Genomic DNA, 18,591 nt, shown 5'->3' with positions numbered 1-18,591 from the left:
GCGGCGAGAAACGCACACATTGCGACAGCGCCGGGGGCGCAAAGGGAATGCGGTGCACGCAAACGCAACGGGCGCCTTCCGGCGCCCGCGATGTCACTGCATAAGGGAGGTGTGAGCGGTCAGAGATCCTGCTCGTAACGCACATACGGCACGGTGCCGTCGTCGTTGCTCTCATTTCGTGGCGAGAAGGGGTTCTTGCCGCGGCTGATCACGTTCTCGGCGCCGACGGTGAGCTGGCCGGACCACGGCGTCCGCCAGGTCAGGCCGATGCCCAGACCTTCCCACTTGCCGGGACGGCCGGGTACGTCGACCACGCGACCGATGATGCTGCCGGTGAAGTTGCCGTAACCGGCGCCGAGGCTGAGGCTCTTGCTGTCCCAGCGATCGACCAGGGCCGGCGAGGCATCGGCCAGCGGCACCAGGCGTGCCTTGGCGTAGGTGCCGGCAATGGACACGAATCCTTCGCGACCGATGTTCTTCTGCGCGAACACGGTCAGGTCGTTCTGCTCGGCACGCAGCGACGGCGTCTTGTTCGGGCCGGCCAGCCAGGCCGGCAGTGTTTCGCGACCGGTACCGGCGGTGATGCCCAGGCGGCTGCTGCCCCGGTTCAGGGCAGCCGTGCCGGTGAAGCGGCGGCTGCTGAGGTCATCGTCGTCGCCCAGACTGGCCAGCATGCAATGGCTGGCCAGACCGCTGATGCTGGTACTGCTGCTGTTGCTGCAGAGCAGGCCCAGCGAGTCGCCCGACGACAGGCCAAAGGCCGCATCCAGCGAATTGCGGCCGAAATGCCAGCGGGCGCCGGCGGCCTGCTCACCGGTGGGTTCAAGGTAGAGCAGGGCTTCGACCTTGCCGCTGCCCTTGTTCCACACCGGCAGCACCGTGCGGGTGTCCTTGCTCTGCGCATGCGCGCCCGCGACCGCGCCAAGGGCGATCAGCAGGGCCAGCGGTAGACGCAGATAGGTACGCATCGGACCAGTTCAGACAGGGACAGACAACGGAAGTTCCCGCAGGGGCGGGGACTCGATCCTAGGGTGTTTATGATTTCTTAACAAGCCTTGATCCTCCCCAGGTGCAAGACCGGCCGCTTACTGAAGGCGTTCAGGTGCCGGAACAGTCCCCTCGGCACCGTGGAACAGTATGCCGAACTCCGTCAACGGGAAGTGATACTCCCGTCCGCAGAATTCGCAACGGACTTCCACCTGGCCGGTGGCTTCGGCCGCCGCACGTGCCTCTTCCTCGCCCAGCGACTGCAGCATCGAGGCGACCCGCTCGCGCGAGCAGGAGCAGGCAAAGGACAGTGGCTTGCTGCCCATCAGCTCCGCCTTCTCCTCATGGAACAGGCGGTGCAGCAGCTGCTCGGCGGGAGTAGCGAGCAGTTCGGCCCTGCCCAGGGTCTCGAACAGGGCGCTGGCGCGTGACCAGCCATCTTCGTCGCCCTCGTCGCCGGGTAGTTTCTGCAGCAGAAGGCCGCTGGCCCCCGTGCGGTCGGCGGCCAGCAGCAGTCGCGTCGGCAGCTGCTCGGACTGCCGGAAGTAGTCCTCGAAGGCCTCGTCCAGTTCCGCAGCGCTGAGCCCGACCAGGCTCTGGTAGCGCTGCGGTTCGCGCGGGTCCAGCCCGGGGTTCTCGATGGTGATGGCGAGGAGGGCGTCATCGCCCAGGCTGGACAGGTCGCGCGGCGCGTCGGCGCCCTCGCTGAGCTGGGCGATGCCGCGCAGGGTGCCGGCGGCGGTGCATTCGGCGAACAGCGTGCGCAGCGTGGTGCTGCTGCGCAGCTGGATGGACAGGCGGCCGTCGACCTTGGTGTGGCCGGTGAACAGCGCCGAGGCCACGCAGGCTTCGCCGAGCAGCTCGGCTGCGGCGTCCGGGTAATGGGCATGGGACAGGATTTCCTGCCAGGTGGCCTGCAGGCGCACGTGTACGCCGCGGACACCCGCGTCGGGAAGCAGGAAGCGGATCAGGGAATCAGGTTGGGCGGTCATCGGCTCACATCGCGCGGAAACAGGGGTGGTTGCCGGATAATGTGCCGACAGCCAGGCAGAAGAAGGATGCACCACTAATGGGGGCAGGGGGAGAGCAGGACAAGGTGAAGGTGGCCGGGGACGTTCCGCGCCGCCGGCGTTGGCACTGGAAGCGGCTGCTGTGGCTGCCGGTGCTGTTCGTGGCCTTCAGCTGCCTGCAGGTGCTGGTGCTGCGCTTCGTGGATCCGCCCATTTCCAGCGTGATGCTGTGGCGCTACGGGGAGGCGCTGGGGGCGGGCGACTGGGCCTACCGGCTGCACTACCAGTGGCGGGATCTGGACCAGATGGCGCCGAGCCTGCCGATTTCGCTGGTGGCGGCCGAGGACCAGCGTTTCCCCGAACACAGTGGGTTCGATCTGCAGGCCATCGAGAAGGCGCGTGACCACAACGCGCGGGGCGGTCGGCTGCGCGGGGCCAGCACCATCAGCCAGCAGGTGGCCAAGAACCTGTTCCTCTGGCAGGGCCGCAGCTGGATCCGCAAGGGCCTGGAGGTCTGGTACACGGTGCTGATCGAAACGCTGTGGCCCAAGCAGCGGATCCTGGAGATGTACGCCAACATCGCCGAGTTCGGTGACGGCGTGTACGGTGCGCAGGCGGCGGCGAAGACGTTCTGGGGCAAGGACGCCGCGCGCCTCAGCCCGGCCGAGAGCGCGCGGTTGGCGGCCGTGTTGCCGGCGCCGCGGCGCTACAGCGCGGCCTCGCCCGGTCCCTATGTACAACGTCGTGCCGCGTGGATCCAGCGGCAGGCCCGGCAGCTGGGTGGCGCTGCGTACCTGGCCGAGGACTGAGGCGGGCGTCTGCGCCGCTCCGCACTGGCGACGTACAATCCGGGCATGATCCGTGAACGCCTCACCGTCGTCATTGCCGCCTGCAACGAAGCTCTGGCGCTGCCGGTACTGCACCCGCGCCTGTGCGCGGTACTGGATGCGATGCCGGACATCGATGGCCACATCCTTTACGTTGACGACGGCAGCCAGGACGGAACCTGGGAGGTGATCGCCGCGCTGGCGCAGTCCGAGCCACGCGTGTCGGCGCTGAAGCTGTCGCGCAATTTCGGCAAGGAGGCCGCGCTGACCGCCGGGCTGGATCTCGTCCGCGAGGGTGCGGCGATGATTCTCGATGCCGACGGCCAGGATCCACCGGAGCTGCTGCCGCAGTTCGTGGCGCGGTGGCGCGAGGGTTATGACAACGTCTATGGCACGCGCCGGGCGCGCGCGGGCGAGAGCTGGGTCAAGCGTGCGACCGCGGCGATGTTCTACCGGGTGATCGGCCGCCTGTCGCGCACGCCGATTCCCGCCGATACCGGGGACTTCCGCCTGCTGTCGCCACGCGCGCTGAGCGCGTTGCGTGAAATGCGTGAGCGTCACCGTTTCATGAAGGGGCTTTTCAGCTGGGTTGGCTTCCGCCGGGTGGCGGTGCCGTACCAGCGCCACCCGCGGGTGGCCGGCAGCAGCAAGTTCAGCCTGTGGCGGCTGTGGAACTTCGCGCTGGAAGGCATCACCGGTTTCTCCACCGTGCCGCTGCGCGCGGCCACCTATCTGGGCCTGGCCACTGCGGCGGTGGCCTTCGTGTTCGGTGTCTGGGTGATCGTGAAGGCCGCGATGTACGGCGACCGCGTGGCGGGCTGGCCGACGATGATGGCGGTGATCCTGTTCCTGGGCGGTGTGCAGCTGATCGCGCTGGGCCTGATCGGCGAGTACCTGGGGCGCCTGTATGAGGAGTCCAAGCAGCGTCCCCTGTACCTGGTTGACGCCTGGCTAGCATCGTCCGTGGCAGACTCCGTCGTGCAACCCACCCTGGGAGGGCAGGCAGATGACGTCGGTACGGCAACTGTTGGACGGCAAGTCCCCTGAAGTGCATGCGGTCGCGCCCGGCGCGGCGGTGATCGATGCGATCCGGCTGATGGCCGAAAAGGGCATCGGTGCGGTGCTGGTGATGGAAGGGCCGCGACTGGTCGGCATCCTGTCCGAACGTGATTACGCCCGCAAGATCGTGCTGCGCGATCGTTCCTCACGCGATACGGCGGTGGCCGAGATCATGACTGCGAAGGTGGTGACGGTGGCGCCCGGCGAACAGGTCGAACATTGCCTGCAGCTGGTCACCGATTACCGTATCCGCCATCTGCCGGTGGTGGAGGGGGGACAGGTGCTGGGCGTGATCTCCATCGGCGATCTGGTGAAGTCGGTGATCGATGCACAGCGCCGCGAGCTGGACCAGCTGCAGCAGTACATCGTGGCGGGATGAGTTTTCGCTGGCGGGCCTGCGGCCCGCCGGCCCGCTGTTCGGAGCCGAAGCCGAAGCCGAAGCCAAAGCCAAAGCGGTGCCTTGCTGATGCGCCGGAAGGCGGAGGGCATGGCCGTGCAGGACACGCCGTAAACCCTTCCATGGGGGCTCGATGGCGCCATCCATGGCGCCAACGGTCCTGCACGGCCATGCCCTCCGCTTCTGGATACATTGCTGGGAACGCGGTGGGTAGCGGCCAGCCTTGGTTGGCAACACCTTGTGGTTCCGCGCGTGCCCCTCAATTCGCGATCCATGCAGCCGCCGCGAACAAACGTGCCTACTTCGCGTACTGGCCGCCGCAGTCGGCGTCCTTGCCGGGGCCCAGTTCGATCGTGGCCAGTAGCGCGGCCGGTGGCGCGATGCTTCCCAGTGCCAGGGCGACCGCACCGCGGACGCCGAGCGCCTTGAAGTCCGGGCGGAACGAAGGATCCTTGAACGTTCCCGCGATGTGCAGCGGCGAGCGCAGCACGAGGATGCTGCGGTCCTTCGGCCGTGGCTTCAGCAGCAGGTCCAGCGACTCATCGCGCAGGCTGACGGTGCCTTCGCCAAGAATCAGCGTGTCGGTGGTATCGACGGCGAACGTGCGGCTGGTCATCAGCCCCTCACGTACGCCGAAGTCGGCGAAGGCGCAGCGCAGCGGAATCTGCTTGTCGCCGGTCACCAGGAACTTGACTGCCTCGGTGATGTCCAGCCCGGCCAGTTCCATCACCAGATTGCCGACGTGGCCACGTCCCATTGCCAGGCCCACATCGCCATTGCTGCTGCCCAGCATGGCGGCGATCGAATTGCCGCGGCCGCTGAGGTCGATTTCGCCGCCGATGCCGCCCTTGGCCTGCTCGGCCAGCTTCGCATCCGGGAACAGTTGGCCCAGCTGCACGCCGCGCACGCTGGCCTTGAGCGCGGTGGCGATCTGCGGCTGCCGCGCATCCATGCGGATCGTGCTGCGGATGTCACCACCGGCCACACCGAAGTTCAGCGGGTCCAGCCGCAGCACGCCATCGTCCAGCAGCAGATGCGCATCCATATCGTCAAGCGGCAGCGATGGTGCGTTGATGCGATGTGCCTTCCAGCGCACATCGGCATCCATCGCGCGCAGCTTGCCGAGATTGTACGGCGTGTCCGGCAGCACCCTGGTACGCGCCGCCACGCGTGCGGCCTCGGCCTTCTGCTCGGCGTTGGCGGTCTCGCCGCCACCGGTTCTGGGCGGGGCGCCGACAAAGCCGGCCAGGTCGTCGAAGTCCAGCCGGCGGGACTCCAGCGTGGCCGTCAGGCGCGGGCGCGCACCACCTGTTTCGAACTTCACATTGCCGCCGAGATCGCTGTCGCCGACCTTGCCGGTGAACTGCTCGTAGCGCCACACGTTATGGTCGCGCTTCAGGCGCCCCTCCAGGGCATAGGGCGGCGAAGGCGGAATGGCGATGCCCAGCAGGGGATACAGGTCGGCCAGATCCTGGCCACTGAGTGCGAAAGCGAGGTCGAGCACCTGCAGCTGGAAGGGATTGGTCAGGGTGCCACGGGCGACGGCATGGGTGGCACCTGCACGCCCATCAAGATGGATGCGGAAGGGATGATCGCTGTCGGTCAGTTCCAGCGGAGATTCGGTGCCGCCGCGAAGGGTGAAAGGATTGCCCTGCCAACGACCCTTGCCCTGCACCAGCAGGGGCGGCGCGGCATCCGCCTGCCTGGGCCGGCCACTACGCACATTGACATGGATGTCGGTGCGACCCGCCGCGTCGATGAACTGCAGGCGGCCGTCATCGATACGCAGCCGCTTGAGCTGGGGCGTGGCGCCGCCGCGGCTGTCACCCAGGAAATCCCAGTTGCCCGGCTCGCCCTTGCGTGGGGCGGTTTCCAGCAGCACGTCGGGACGGGTCAGGCGGATCTCGGGGAGCTGCACGCTGCCCCGCAGCAGGGGCCACACCCGCAGGTCGATTTCGACCCGGTCGGCACTGGCCATGTTCGGCTGCTTCGCCCATGACGCATTGGCGAACGTGACGGTGTCGGCGCGGATCGTGCTGGTACGGCCGAGGTCGACATCCAGGTGGCCGATCTGCAGCACGCGGCCGGTCCGCGCCTGTACCGCTCGCTCGACAGGCCCCTTGAACCAGTTCCAGTCCCAGAGCGCGATCAATACCAGGATGGCCGCCAGCAGGAACACCAGCACCGCCAGCCAGCGCTGGCCTCGCGGGCCAGGGCGGCGGAAGCGCCAGCGCGACGGACGCGGCGGAGCAGGGGAGGCAGTCGCATTCACGCTGCCATGGTTGCCCTGCGCGGGTGGACGCAGCGCGAAGCGTTCATGTGCGCGGTGTGCACATGAACGCGTGTGGCACGGATATCTACAGCACCTGCATGGTCACCGCGACGAAGTGGCAGACACTGCCGCCGATCACGAACAGGTGCCAGATCGCATGCGAATAGGGGATCGATTCGCGGTGATAGAAGTAGGTCCCCAGCGTGTAGGAGATACCTCCGGCCAGCAGCCAGCCCAGCGTCCAGCCATCGATGGAGGCCAGCATGGGCTTGACCGCGACGATCACCAGCCAGCCCATGGCCACGTAGATGGCGGTGGACAGGCGCTTGAAGCGGCCGGTATAGAACAGCTTGAACACCACGCCGGCCAGGGCCAGCGTCCAGATCGCGGCGAACAGACCCCAGCCCCACGGGCCACGCAGGCCGATCAGCGTGAACGGCGTATAGGTACCGGCGATCAGTACATAGATCGCGCAGTGGTCGAAGACCTTCAGCCTGCCCTTGGCAACCGGATGCTGGATGGCGTGGTAGAGGGTGGAGGCGGTGTACAGCAGCAGCAGCGCGACGCCGAACACGATCGCACCTGCCAGTTGCCAGCCATCGCCGTAGATGGCGGCCAGGGTGATCAGCACGGCACCCGCACCGAGCGCCAGTACGGCGCCGAGACCGTGGGTCAGCGCACTGGCGATTTCTTCGCGGATCGAAGCAACGGAAGTCGAGGACATGGCGTAGGCATCATTCGCGGGGAGGGGGACCCGCGCCCCCCTATCATCGCCGCGATGGCGGGCGCATGCACGCCGGTCACCGTATGGTCGATGAATCCCTGGGTGCTGGGGTCAGAGCCCTTTCCTGCGGAAAGGGATCCGACCCCAGGCTCAGGCCACCGACACGGCGTGCGCGGCCTCGCGGGTGGCGGCAAAGCGCACGTCGGGCGCGCGCTCCTGTGCCAGCTGCAGGTTGACCCGGGTCGGCGCGAGATAGACCAGATGGCCGGCGGCGTCCAGCGCCAGGTTCAGTGCGTTCTTCTCGCGGAACTCTTCCAGCTTCTTCTCGTTGCTGCAGTGGATCCAGCGCGCCGTGGTGACGCTGACCGGCTCGAAGGTGGCTTCCACGCCGTACTCGTCCTTCAGGCGGTAAGCGGCCACGTCGAACTGCAGCACGCCCACCGCACCCAGGATCAGATCGTTGCTGGTCAGCGGCCGGAAGAACTGGGTCGCGCCCTCTTCGGAGAGCTGGGCCAGGCCCTTCTGCAGCTGCTTGAGCTTGAGCGGATCGCGCAGGCGCGCACGGCGGAACAGCTCCGGGGCGAAGTTGGGGATGCCGGTGAAGGTGACGGCCTCGCCTTCGGTGAAGGTATCGCCGATGGAAATGGTGCCGTGGTTGTGGATGCCGATCACATCGCCCGGCCAGGCCTCGGCGGCGATTTCACGGTCGCTGGCCATGAAGGTCAGGGCGTTGGCCAGCTTCATCTCCTTGCCGGTGCGCACGTGGAAGGTCTTCATGCCCGCGCTGAAGCGGCCCGAGCACACCCGCATGAAGGCGACGCGGTCGCGGTGCTGCGGGTCCATGTTGGCCTGGATCTTGAACACGAAGCCGGTCAGCTTGCTCTCCTCCGGGGCGATCTCGCGGCCGGTGGTGGCGCGTGCCTGCGGCGACGGCGCGTGCTCGACGAAGAAGTCCAGCAGGGGCTGCACGCCGAAGTTGTTCACGCCCGAACCGAAGAACACCGGCGTCTGCTTGCCCTCGCGATAGGCCTGCAGGTCGAACGGATGGCTGGCGCCCTGCACCAGCTCCAGTTCATCGCGCAGGTCGGCCAGCATCTGTGCGCCGATCTTCTCGGCCAGGCCGGGAGCGTCGATCGACGGGAAGATGGTCGAATCCTGGCGGGTGAAGTTGCGACCTGGTTCGTACAGGTGCACCTCGCCGGTCAACAGGTGGACCACACCCTTGAGGCGCTGGCCCATGCCGATCGGCCAGGTGACGGGCGCGCACTGGATGCCCAGCACGGTTTCCACTTCATCCAGCAGCTCGATCGGATCCTTGCCCTCGCGGTCCAGCTTGTTGATGAAGGTCATGATCGGGGTGTCGCGCAGGCGGCACACTTCCATCAGCTTGATGGTGCGCTCTTCCACGCCCTTGGCCACGTCGATCACCATCAGTGCCGAGTCCACCGCGGTCAGCACGCGGTAGGTGTCCTCGCCGAAGTCGGCGTGGCCGGGGGTGTCGAGCAGGTTGACGATCTTGCCTTCGTACGGGAACTGCATCACCGAGGAGGTGACGGAGATGCCGCGTTCCTTCTCCAGTGCCATCCAGTCGGAGGTGGCATGGCGGGCCGCCTTGCGGCCCTTGACCGAACCGGCCATCTGGATCGCGCCTCCGAACAGCAGCAGCTTTTCGGTCAGCGTGGTCTTGCCGGCGTCAGGATGGGAGATGATGGCGAAGGTGCGGCGACGCGACGCTTCGGTGGCGACTTCGGACATGGCAGTGGCGCCCGCCCGGGGCGCTTTTCAAAGAGATAAGCGCCTGATTATACCGGCCGTGGCCGGTCAGCGCCCGGCCGCGCCCTCGGCATCACCCTGGCGGGCGAACTGCAGCTGTCCCTGGGAGGCGAAGATGCGCACGGGTACCGAGCGCAGGGCCATGCCGCGGTTGACCTGCACCACGAAATGCAGGTGCGGGGCGCTGCTGTAGCCGCTGTTGCCGGACAGGCCGATCGGCTGTCCGGCCTGCACGGCCTGGCCACGACGCACGCGCATGCCGCCTGCCTGCAGATGGCCGTACAGCGCCATGCTGCCGTCGCTGTGCAGGACACGGATGAAATTCGCCCTGCCGCCGTCGCGCTCGCGGTCCTGGCCGTTGCCGCGGAAGCCGTCCTGGATCTGCATCACGGTTCCCTCGCGCGCGGCCAGCACCAGCGTCGCCTCGGGCAGGGCGAAGTCCACGGCGTCGCGGTTCTCCTCGTCATCGTGGCTGAACCGGCCCTGCGGCGCCTGGTCCACGCGCAGGCGTGCGGCGTCGAACGGCAGGCGGTAGGCCACGTCTTCGGCGCGGGCGTCGGGACGACCCGGTACCGACTGCAGACGTACGTCGAGCGTGCTGCCGCCCACGGGCGAGGGCAGGTGACCGACCACGAAGCTGCTGTCGCCCTGCACCAGCGACCGTACCGGCAGGCCCTCGATGGGGCGCCCGGGTCCAGCGCGCAGTTCAACCTGTAATGGGCCGGCCAGGGTGTTGTCGATCCGGGCCTGCCAGTAGTCGCCCACCTGCTGCAGCCGCAGCTGCGCCATGGGGACCGCCTGGCCAATGCCCTGCGTGCCGGGGGCGGGGGCCGGTGAGGGCACCAGGCCCCAGCCCTGCCGCCAGTCGGCAGCTCCGGCGGTGGTGCTGACCAGCAGCGGCAGCAGCAGGCAGGACAAGGGCAGGCGCGGCATCGGGCGTTCCGGACAGGGGCACCGCCGCGACTGTACCTGATCCGCGAAAGGTGGGCCGCAGCGATCGCTCCGGTCATTCATCGCTTTATCCGCATGAAGGGATTGACATGGACGGAAAGCGATGGCATCGTGGCTCCACCATCGAGACCGGCAGAGGGACAGGCCCTTTGAAGCCGGGGCAGCCCGCAGGCGCGCAAGTGCCGGCGTAGGTGCCAAATCCTGCGGGGACCGTGGCGTCCACCGGAAGATGGTTCGAACCATGCACCGCAGGTGCATCTCGAACGCGAGCCCCGCGAAGGCTCGATGGCCGATTCCCCTAACGGATCCCGCCATGAGCTTCGCCCCCAGCACCACGCTTCGCCCCGAACCCTTTGTCCCCGTCAGCGTGCCGGTCGAAGACCGCGTGCACGCCGAGCGCGGCGAGTTCGCCGCGGTGCTGTCGATGCGCCACGCCGGCGCGTGCCCGGTACGCGTTCGCTACGAATGGGTGGGACCGGTCGATGCACCGGTGGTGGTACTGGCTGGCGGCATCTCCGCCCATCGCCATGTGGCGTCCAACGCGCAGTTCGCCGAGAAGGGCTGGGCCGAGGAACTGGTCGGCAGTGGCCGCACGCTCGATCCGCAGCAGCTGCGCGTTCTGGCGTTCGACTTCATCGGTGCGGATGGCGCGCTGGACGTGCCGATCGACACGGCCGACCAGGCCGACGCACTGGCCCTGCTGCTGGATCACCTGGGCATCCGCACACTGAAGGCGTTTGTCGGCTACTCCTATGGCGCCCTGGTGGGGCAGCAGTTCGCTGTCCGCCATCGCGCCCGCGTGCGCCAGCTGGTGCTGGCCAGTGGTGCGCACCGTCCGCACCCCTATGCCGCGGCGTGGCGTGCGTTGCAGCGCCGGGCGGTCGCCCTGGGACAGCTGCAATGCGGTGAAGACCATGGCCTGGCACTGGCCAGGCAGTTCGCGATGCTCAGCTACCGCACGCCGGAAGAGTTCGGCGAGCGCTTCGACGCTCCGCCCGAGGTGGTCAACGGCCGCGTCCGTGTGGCCGCCGAGGACTACCTCGACGCGGCGGGCGCGCAGTACGTCGCGCGCACCCCGGTGACCGCCTACCTGCGCCTGTCCGAATCGATCGATCTGCATCGCGTGGATCCCACCGCCATCCTGCCGCCAACCGTGGTGGTGGCCGTGGAAGGCGATCGGCTGGTGCCGTTGGCCGACCTGGTCGGCCTGGTCGAGGGGCTGGGTCCGCGCGGCAGCCTGCGCGTGCTGCGCTCCCCATACGGCCACGACGCCTTCCTCAAAGAAACCGATCGCATCGACGCGATCCTCGCTACCGCCTTCCGCACTTCTGGAGAGTCCGCATGAGCCTGCACGCCGCCGAGCCGTCCTGTTGTCGCACCACTGCCGCCGTCCGCGCCGGCATCGATCGTGACACCGCCCATGGCGCGGTCACTCCACCGATCGTGCTGTCGTCGAACTTCAGCTTCGAAGGCTTCGGCAACAAGCGCCAGTACGACTACACGCGCAGTGGCAACCCGACGCGCGACCTGCTGGGCGAAGCACTGGCCGAACTGGAAGGCGGAGCCGGTGGCGTGGTCACCGCCACCGGCATGGGCGCCATCAACCTGGTGCTGAATGCCCTGCTGCAGCCGGGCGACACGCTGGTGGTACCGCACGATGCCTACGGCGGCAGCTGGCGCCTGTTCAACGCGCTGGCGAAGAAGGGGCATTTCGAACTGGTCACCGCCGACCTCACCGACCCGCGCACGCTGGCGCAGGCCCTGGCCACCCAGCCACGGCTGGTGCTGGTGGAAACCCCGTCCAACCCACTGCTGCGCATCACCGACCTGCGCTTCGTCATCGAGGCGGCGCACAAGGCCGGGGCGCTGGTGGCGGTCGACAATACGTTCCTGTCGCCGGCGCTGCAGCAGCCGCTCTCCTTCGGTGCCGATCTGGTGCTGCATTCGACCACCAAGTACATCAACGGCCACAGCGATGTCGTCGGCGGTGCGGTGATCGCACGTGATCCCGCGCTGCACGAACAGCTGGTGTGGTGGGGCAACGCACTCGGGCTGACCGGCTCTCCCTTCGACGCTTTCCTGACCCTGCGCGGCCTGCGCACGCTGGATGCACGCCTGCGTGTGCACCAGGAGAACACGGCCTCGATCGTCGCGCTGCTGGACGCGCACCCCGCCGTGGCCCGGGTGTATTACCCCGGCCTGGCCGACCATCCCGGTCATGCCATCGCCGCACGCCAGCAGAGCGGCTTCGGCGCGATGCTGTCGTTCGAGCTGGCCGACTGCGCCGGCGAGGATCCGCACGCTGCCGTGCGCGCGTTTGTCGATGGACTGCGCTGCTTCACCCTGGCCGAATCGCTGGGCGGCGTGGAAAGCCTGGTCGCGCATCCGGCGACCATGACCCACGCAGCGATGAGCGTTGAGGCGCGTGCTGCCGCTGGCATCAGCGAAGGGCTGCTGCGCCTGTCGGTCGGCATCGAGGCCGAGCGCGACCTGCTGGCCGATCTGGGTGCGGCGCTGGCCCGCGCCGAAGCGGTGATCGACGCTGCCGCACGTCGCAAACAGGTGGTGGACGCATGAGCGCGCTGGCTGCCGAGATTCCGGCGCTGGGCGGCGGTCGCCTGGCACTGCTGGGCACCGGGACGGTGGGCTCTGCGTTCGTGCAGCGCTACCAGGCCCTGCAGGCGCGCGGCCTGGAACTGCCCAGCGTGCAGTGGCTGGCCAACTCGCGCACTGCGCTGGCCATCGACCGCGATCTGGCCCTGCCGCTGGAACTGGCGCGGCGCGCACCGCGTGGCGGCCAGAGCGTGCCACCGTGGGCCGGTGCCGAAGGGCTGGAGCGTGGCGATGTGGTGGTTGATGCCACCGCCAGCGAAGACGTGGCCGCCCGCCATGCGCAGTGGCTGGCGCGCGGGGTGCATGTAGTGACGGCCAACAAGCTGGGCCGGGGCGGGCAGCTGTCACGCGCGAAGGCCATCGCCGAGAGCTGCGCCGACAGCGGCGCCCGGTACGGCGACAGTGCCACCGTGGGGGCGGGACTGCCGCTGTTGAGCAGCCTGCGCGCGCTGGTGGCCGGGGGGGATCACATCCACGCGATCGAGGGGGTGTTGTCCGGTTCCCTGGCCTGGTTGTTCCATCGCTATGACGGCCGTTCGCCGTTCTCGGCTGCAGTGCGCGAGGCGCTGGCCGCGGGTTACACCGAACCGGATCCGCGCCTGGATCTGTCCGGCGAGGATGTGCGGCGCAAGCTGCTGATTCTGGCGCGCAGCAGCGGACTGGCGCTGGATGCCGCACAGGTGCACGTGGATTCACTGGTGCCTTCGGCGTTGGCTGCGCTGCCGCTGGACGACGCATTGGCCGAACTGGAGCAGCTGGACGCACCGCTGCGGGCGCGCTGGCAGCAGGCGACGGACAGCGGCCGTGTTCTGCGCTTCGTCGGCCGGGTCGACGCTGACGGCGCACAGGTGGGGCTGCGTGAACTGCCGGCCGATCATCCACTGGCGCAGGGGGCGGGCACCGACAACCGCGTCGCCATCCACAGCGACCGCTATCGCACCCAGCCGTTGCTGATCCAGGGGCCGGGAGCGGGCGCGGAAGTCACTGCTGCCGCATTGCTGGATGACGTGCTGCGCATCGTGGGATGAGCAGGGTCCCGCTGCGCCCGCCGGGCATGGCCCGGTGTTGTCCGCACCGCTGCGCTCGCCGGGCATGGCCCGGCGCTACCCACACCGCGGCGCTACCCATACCGCTGCGCCCGCCGGGCATGGCCCGGCGCTACCTGCAATGTCGTGTTCGTCCCGGTAGCGCCGGGCCATGCCCGGCGGATCCGCAGTTTCAGCGCCCTTTCAACACCTTCAGCAGCGCGGCATTGAACTGCCTGGGGTCCTGTACCTGCGGCGAATGGCCCAGTTCGGCGAATTCGACCAGCGTCGCGCCGGCAATCGCCGCAGCGGCCGATTTGCCCAGCGCCGGATAGTTGCCCAACCGTGCCTTCACTTCTGCCGGTGCCAGGTCACGACCGATCGCAGTGCGGTCCTTCTGGCCGATGAACAGCGCGGTCGGCACCTTCAGATTCTTCAGCTCGTACACCACCGGCTGGTTGAACACCATGTCCGAGGCAAGTGCCTGGCTCCAGGCCACCGCCTGCCTGCCGTCGCCCTCGTACATGCCCGCTTGCATGCGTGCCCAGGTTTCATAGGCAGGCTTCCAGGTGCCGTCGTAGTACACGTCCATCTGGTAGCGGCGGATGCTCTCGTAACTGGTTTTCAGCTCGCCGGCATACCAGGCATCGACGCTCCGCCACGGCACGCCCAGTGCCTTCCAGTCCTCCAGGCCGATCGGATTGACCAGCGACAGGCTGCGCAGGTCCTGCGGATAGGTCAGTGCATAGCGCACCGCCAGCATGCCCCCCATCGAATGGCCGACCAGGTGCACGGGCAGGCCGCCGAGCTGCAGCTGCTGCAGCAGTGCATGGGTGTTGGCGGCGAGCTGGCCGAATGAATACTGGTAGCGCTCGGGCTTGCTGGATTTGCAGAAGCCGACCTGGTCAGGTGCGATCACGCGGTAACCGGCGGCGAGCAGGGGAGGGATGGTTTCCTTCCAGGTCGCCGCGCAGAAATTCTTGCCATGCAGGAGCACCACCACGCCGATCGGCGCGGTCGTCGGCGCGATGTCCAGATAGGCCATCTGCAGCGGTTGCTGCTGCGATTCCAGGGTGAAGGTCTGTACCGGATAGCCGTAATCGAAGCCCTCCAGCCGCGGCCCATAGGCGGGAGCGGCAGCGGCGGTGAGGGGCAGGCAGGCCAGCAGTGCGGCGGCGATCACGCGCATGGGACATTCCGTGACAGGGGATGCCCGAGCCTAACCGCAATGCGGTGACGGTGTCGTCCGGAAGATGACCGTCATCAGCACTCGATGACATTCACCGCGAGGCCGCCGCGGCTGGTTTCCTTGTACTTGTCCTGCATGTCGCGGCCGGTGTCGCGCATGGTCTTGATGACCTTGTCCAGCGACACCTTGTGCTTGCCATCGCCGCGCATCGCCATGCGCGAGGCATTGATCGCCTTCACCGCGCCCATCGCGTTGCGCTCGATGCAGGGAATCTGCACCAGCCCACCGATCGGGTCGCAGGTCAGGCCGAGGTTGTGTTCCATGCCGATTTCCGCGGCATTCTCGATCTGGCTTGGATTGCCACCCAGCGCCGCGACCAGGCCGCCGGCCGCCATCGAACAGGCCACGCCCACTTCGCCCTGGCAGCCCACTTCGGCACCGGAAATCGAAGCATTCTCCTTGTAGAGAATGCCGATCGCCGCCGAGGTCAGCAGGAAGTCGAACACGCGCTGCTCGTTCGCGCCCGGGCAGAACCGGTCGAAGTAATGCAGCACCGCGGGCAGCACGCCGGCCGCACCGTTGGTCGGCGCGGTCACCACGCGGCCACCTGCGGCGTTTTCCTCGTTCACGGCCAGCGCGTACAGATTGACCCAGTCCAGCGTGGTCAGCGGATCGCGCATCGCCGCTTCCGGCTTCGACGACAGCTCGCGGTACAGCGCCGGCGCGCGACGGCCGACCTTCAGGCCGCCCGGCAGCACGCCTTCCTCGCGGATGCCGCGCGTCACGCATGACTGCATCGCGCTCCAGATCTCGCGCAGCTGGGCGCGGATCTCGTCCTCGCTGCGCCAGCACTTCTCGTTCTCGAACATCAGCTGCGCGATGCTCAGGCCGCTGCGCGCGGTCTGCGCGAGCAGCTCGTCGCCGCTCTTGAACGGATAGGGCAGCGGGGTTTCGTCGGGCACGATGCGGTCATCGGCCGCGTCGTCCTGGTTGACCACGAAGCCACCGCCAACGGAGTAATAGTCGCGCGTGGCGATCACTTCATCGTCGGCGTTGTACGCGGTGAAGCGCATGCCGTTGGTGTGGTACGGCAGCTTCTGCCGCTTGTTCATGCCGAGGTCGCGCTTCTCGTCGAAGGCGATCTCATGCTGGCCCATCAGCTGGATGCGCTTGCTGCTGCGGATGCGCTCCAGCGTGGACGGAATGATGTCCGGATCGATCAGGTTGGGGCGCTGGCCTTCCAGGCCAAGCAGGATTGCCTTGTCGGTGCCATGGCCGCGACCGGTCAGCGCCAGCGAACCGTAGACGTCGGCGCGGATGCGTGCGACCTCGTGCAGGCGGCCGGGGTCGAGCAGCCAGCGATGGATGAACCGCTCGGCGGCCTTCATCGGTCCGACGGTGTGGGAAGAGCTCGGGCCAATGCCGATCTTGAAAACGTCGAACGTGCTGACAGCCATGGATGCCAAACTGCGGGTACCGGACAAGCGGCTATTCTAGCGGCTTGCCGGGCCCTCCGATGGCTGCGGCGCAGCATTTCCGCCAAGCGAGGCAAGCCGGTGTTGACCCTGTTCCAGCGTGACGACTGCCACCTGTGCGATATGGCCCTGGCCGAACTGGCCAAGGCACGCGCGCCCGAGTTCGAATCGGTGTTCCTGGATGACCATCCAGCGCTGGAGGCGCACTACGGCGCGCGGGTACCGGTGCTGCGCGACGAGGCGGGCGGCCGCGAACTGGACTGGCCCTTCGATGCGGCGCGGGTGCGGGCCTGGCTGGCTGCGGGGTGAAGCCGCCGGGCATGGCCCGGCGCCACCCTGTATCACCGTTCCAAGGTGGAGCCGGGCATGGCCCGTGGCTTACTTCGCGTCGAACTTCACGATCGTGCTGATCGCGGTTTCGTCGGGGATGGTCTTGGTGTCGGCCCAATCGCCGGCGCCGACGCTGAAGTCCAGGCGCTTGACGGTGGCCTTGCCGGTCAGCACCGGCTGCGTGCCCGGCTTCCAGGTGAAGGTGAGCGTCACCGGCTTGCTGACACCACGCAGCTCGAGCGTGCCATCGGCGGCGAACTGGTCATTGCCGATGGCGCGGAAGCCCTTCGCGGTGTAACGCGCGGTGGCGAACTTGCCGACATTGAAGAAGTCCGCGCTCTGCAGCGTCGAGTCACGATCGCTGTTGCCGCTCCTGGCGCCGGCCAGCGGAATCACGACGTCGAGTGAGCCGGCCGCCGGATTGGCGGGATCGAAGCTGAGCTTGGTGGCGAAGCCCGGGAAGCTGCCGGTGAACACTTCGCCGTCGTACTTGCTGGCAAATACCAGGATCGAGCCCGCGCCGGGAGCCTGTGCATAGTCCGCGGCCAACGCCGGGGCAGTGGCCAGCATGCCGGCCAGGGCAGCGGCCACGGCCGCCGGGGTGGTCAGTTTCAGATTCATCGGTCAGTCCTTCTGGGGAGAGGCAAGCCAGCCACGCGGCAGCATGCGGCTCAACGTCGCGTCGCGCTGGAACAGGTGGTGGTAAAGGGCAGCGCCGGCATGGGCCAGCACCACAGCGATCAGCAGCCAGAAGCCGTACTCATGGATCGCATGCGACACGGCGACGACCTGCGGATCCGGTCCGCTGAGCTTGGGCACATCGACCAGGCCGAACCAGCGGAAGGGCCGCAGCCCGCTGGCAGAGTCGTACAGCCAGCCCGAAAGCGGAATGGCGAACATCAGCACGTACAGCAGCACGTGGGTGGCGCTGGCGATGCGCTCCTGCCAGCTGGGCACACCCGGCACCGGCTTGGGCGCACCGGCGTAGAGGCGCCAGACCAGGCGCAGCAGCACCAGGGCCAGCACGGTGATGCCGATCGACTTGTGCGCGGTGTAGACCCAGAAGTATTTGGGCGTCCTGGGCAGTTCGCCCATGGTCAGGCCGATCACACCCAGGGCGAGGATCAGTAGTGCGATCAACCAGTGCAGCGTCTGGCTGACACTGCCCCAGGCGGCAGGGGAGTTCTTGGCGGTCATGCGGGGTCCTTGGGGGCCGTCTTGCTGTCGGAGTGGGGAACCGGGGCAGGAGTTCCCGGCCTGTCGCTGCGGTCGAGGAAGGCCTCGGCCTCGATCCGTACCTGTACCGCGTCGCCGATCACCCCGGGCCAGGCGGTGATGCCGAACGCGCGGCGGCTCAACGTGGTGCTGGCGGAAAAACCGGCGGTGCGGCGGAACGGCGGCAACGGATAGCGTTTGATGGCATTGAGGGTCACATCCAGCGCGACCTCCTGGCTGACCCCGCGCAGGGTCAGCGTGCCGAACACACGGGCGTGGTTCGCATCGATCGGTTCGACCCGCGACGATACGAACCGGGCGCTGGGAAACCGCTCGCCATCAAGCAGGCTGCGGGCCAGCGTGGCCTGGTTCCATTTGGCATCACCCAGATCCAGCCGAGCCACCGGTACATCGACCTGCAGGGTTGCCTCGCGCCAATTGTCGGGATCGAACTGAAGGTGGCCCTCACTGCCCGATACCGTCCCCATGGCCTGCGAGTAGCCGGCATGATCGATCGTGAACAGCACCCGCGTGTGCACCGGATCCAGCCGGTAGGTATCGAGCTGTGCCCAGGCGGGCGCAGCGGCGAGCAGCAACGGCAGCAGGAGCAGGCGGGGTCGCATCGATGGCGGGCTCCGGGAGGGGACGCTGCGATCATACGCACAGCCCCCTGACAACGCTGCGTGCATGGCTGCAACAGTTCGTGGTGGCGATGCCACTGGAAACAGGCTGTTGCAGTCGTGA

General features: G+C 67.8%; 18 protein-coding genes and 1 riboswitch. Of the genes, 7 read left to right on the top strand and 11 right to left on the bottom strand.

The window, feature by feature from the left end:
* Positions 1 to 119: 119 nt before the first annotated feature.
* Together ACZLIF_RS15765 and hslO are read right to left on the bottom strand one after the other, a co-directional pair.
* Entirely contained in the window at positions 120 to 968 is an 849-nt protein-coding gene (locus ACZLIF_RS15765; RefSeq protein WP_128990771.1) for an XOO1806 family protein, read from the bottom strand.
* 117 nt (positions 969 to 1,085) lie between these two features.
* Positions 1,086 to 1,979, bottom strand: a complete 894-nt coding sequence (hslO, locus tag ACZLIF_RS15760) for an Hsp33 family molecular chaperone HslO (RefSeq protein WP_065182620.1) — start codon at positions 1,977 to 1,979, stop codon at positions 1,086 to 1,088.
* A gap of 77 nt (positions 1,980 to 2,056) precedes the next feature.
* On the opposite strand from hslO, the gene mtgA reads away from it, so the two are divergent.
* The 3 genes from mtgA to ACZLIF_RS15745 are packed head-to-tail and all read left to right on the top strand — an operon-like array spanning position 2,057 to position 4,262.
* The gene (gene mtgA, locus ACZLIF_RS15755) at positions 2,057 to 2,806 is read left to right on the top strand and encodes a monofunctional biosynthetic peptidoglycan transglycosylase (RefSeq protein WP_053520199.1); all 750 of its coding nucleotides are present in this window, start codon (positions 2,057 to 2,059) and stop codon (positions 2,804 to 2,806) included.
* A 45-nt stretch (positions 2,807 to 2,851) separates the two neighbouring features.
* Positions 2,852 to 3,871: a glycosyltransferase family 2 protein gene (locus tag ACZLIF_RS15750; RefSeq protein ID WP_065174800.1), complete on the top strand. Its 1,020-nt coding sequence runs from the start codon at positions 2,852 to 2,854 to the stop codon at positions 3,869 to 3,871.
* Positions 3,831 to 4,262, top strand: a complete 432-nt coding sequence (locus tag ACZLIF_RS15745) for a CBS domain-containing protein (protein ID WP_053520201.1) — start codon at positions 3,831 to 3,833, stop codon at positions 4,260 to 4,262. The genes ACZLIF_RS15750 and ACZLIF_RS15745 overlap by 41 nt, the downstream gene beginning before the upstream one ends.
* A 316-nt stretch (positions 4,263 to 4,578) precedes the next feature.
* Here ACZLIF_RS15745 and ACZLIF_RS15740 read toward each other — a convergent pair whose 3' ends face one another.
* From ACZLIF_RS15740 to ACZLIF_RS15725, 4 genes are all read right to left on the bottom strand, one after another.
* A complete protein-coding gene (locus ACZLIF_RS15740) occupies positions 4,579 to 6,552 on the bottom strand; it encodes an AsmA family protein (RefSeq protein WP_128990773.1) in 1,974 nt (657 codons plus the stop codon).
* Between the two features lie 85 nt (positions 6,553 to 6,637).
* A complete protein-coding gene (trhA, locus tag ACZLIF_RS15735; protein ID WP_128990775.1) occupies positions 6,638 to 7,276 on the bottom strand; it encodes a PAQR family membrane homeostasis protein TrhA in 639 nt (212 codons plus the stop codon).
* Positions 7,277 to 7,426: 150 nt separating this feature from the next.
* Positions 7,427 to 9,031, bottom strand: coding sequence for a peptide chain release factor 3 (locus tag ACZLIF_RS15730; protein ID WP_128990777.1), 1,605 nt, complete (start codon positions 9,029 to 9,031; stop codon positions 7,427 to 7,429).
* Positions 9,032 to 9,097: 66 nt separating this feature from the next.
* Entirely contained in the window at positions 9,098 to 9,982 is an 885-nt protein-coding gene (locus ACZLIF_RS15725; RefSeq protein ID WP_128990779.1) for a M23 family metallopeptidase, read from the bottom strand.
* Positions 9,983 to 10,117: 135 nt separating this feature from the next.
* Positions 10,118 to 10,236: riboswitch (SAM riboswitch) on the top strand.
* Between the two features lie 77 nt (positions 10,237 to 10,313).
* Here ACZLIF_RS15725 and metX point away from each other — a divergent pair.
* Genes metX through ACZLIF_RS15710 form a run of 3 tightly spaced genes read left to right on the top strand, consistent with a single transcriptional unit; the run spans position 10,314 to position 13,641 of the window.
* Positions 10,314 to 11,345 carry a homoserine O-succinyltransferase MetX gene (metX, locus tag ACZLIF_RS15720; RefSeq protein WP_053519886.1) on the top strand — a complete coding sequence of 344 codons (1,032 nt, stop codon included), beginning with the start codon at positions 10,314 to 10,316 and terminating at the stop codon, positions 11,343 to 11,345.
* Entirely contained in the window at positions 11,342 to 12,577 is a 1,236-nt protein-coding gene (locus ACZLIF_RS15715) for an O-succinylhomoserine (thiol)-lyase (RefSeq protein ID WP_053519885.1), read from the top strand. The genes metX and ACZLIF_RS15715 overlap by 4 nt, the downstream gene beginning before the upstream one ends.
* Entirely contained in the window at positions 12,574 to 13,641 is a 1,068-nt protein-coding gene (locus tag ACZLIF_RS15710) for a homoserine dehydrogenase family protein (protein WP_128990781.1), read from the top strand. Before ACZLIF_RS15715 ends, ACZLIF_RS15710 begins: the two co-directional genes overlap by 4 nt.
* A gap of 190 nt (positions 13,642 to 13,831) precedes the next feature.
* Here the strand turns inward: ACZLIF_RS15710 and ACZLIF_RS15705 are convergent, their stop codons facing one another.
* Together ACZLIF_RS15705 and ACZLIF_RS15700 are read right to left on the bottom strand one after the other, a co-directional pair.
* Positions 13,832 to 14,827 carry an alpha/beta fold hydrolase gene (locus tag ACZLIF_RS15705; protein WP_128987986.1) on the bottom strand — a complete coding sequence of 332 codons (996 nt, stop codon included), beginning with the start codon at positions 14,825 to 14,827 and terminating at the stop codon, positions 13,832 to 13,834.
* Positions 14,828 to 14,901: 74 nt separating this feature from the next.
* The gene (locus ACZLIF_RS15700) at positions 14,902 to 16,284 is read right to left on the bottom strand and encodes an L-serine ammonia-lyase (RefSeq protein WP_074899552.1); all 1,383 of its coding nucleotides are present in this window, start codon (positions 16,282 to 16,284) and stop codon (positions 14,902 to 14,904) included.
* A 141-nt stretch (positions 16,285 to 16,425) separates the two neighbouring features.
* Between ACZLIF_RS15700 and ACZLIF_RS15695 the strand changes: the two genes are divergently transcribed.
* Positions 16,426 to 16,611 carry a thioredoxin domain-containing protein gene (locus ACZLIF_RS15695; RefSeq protein ID WP_053519891.1) on the top strand — a complete coding sequence of 62 codons (186 nt, stop codon included), beginning with the start codon at positions 16,426 to 16,428 and terminating at the stop codon, positions 16,609 to 16,611.
* 69 nt (positions 16,612 to 16,680) lie between these two features.
* Here ACZLIF_RS15695 and ACZLIF_RS15690 read toward each other — a convergent pair whose 3' ends face one another.
* The 3 genes from ACZLIF_RS15690 to ACZLIF_RS15680 are packed head-to-tail and all read right to left on the bottom strand — an operon-like array spanning position 16,681 to position 18,470.
* On the bottom strand, positions 16,681 to 17,253 hold the full coding sequence (locus ACZLIF_RS15690) for a YceI family protein (protein ID WP_053519881.1): 573 nt from the start codon (positions 17,251 to 17,253) through the stop codon (positions 16,681 to 16,683).
* A gap of 3 nt (positions 17,254 to 17,256) precedes the next feature.
* Positions 17,257 to 17,829: a cytochrome b gene (locus ACZLIF_RS15685; RefSeq protein WP_065182624.1), complete on the bottom strand. Its 573-nt coding sequence runs from the start codon at positions 17,827 to 17,829 to the stop codon at positions 17,257 to 17,259.
* A complete protein-coding gene (locus tag ACZLIF_RS15680; RefSeq protein WP_053519879.1) occupies positions 17,826 to 18,470 on the bottom strand; it encodes a YceI family protein in 645 nt (214 codons plus the stop codon). Before ACZLIF_RS15680 ends, ACZLIF_RS15685 begins: the two co-directional genes overlap by 4 nt.
* Positions 18,471 to 18,591: the final 121 nt, after the last annotated feature.

Source organism: Stenotrophomonas sp. 2201_Sma, assembly GCF_056486685.1.
Note: the sequence above shows the minus strand (reverse complement) of the source record. Positions and strands in the feature narration are given on the sequence as shown.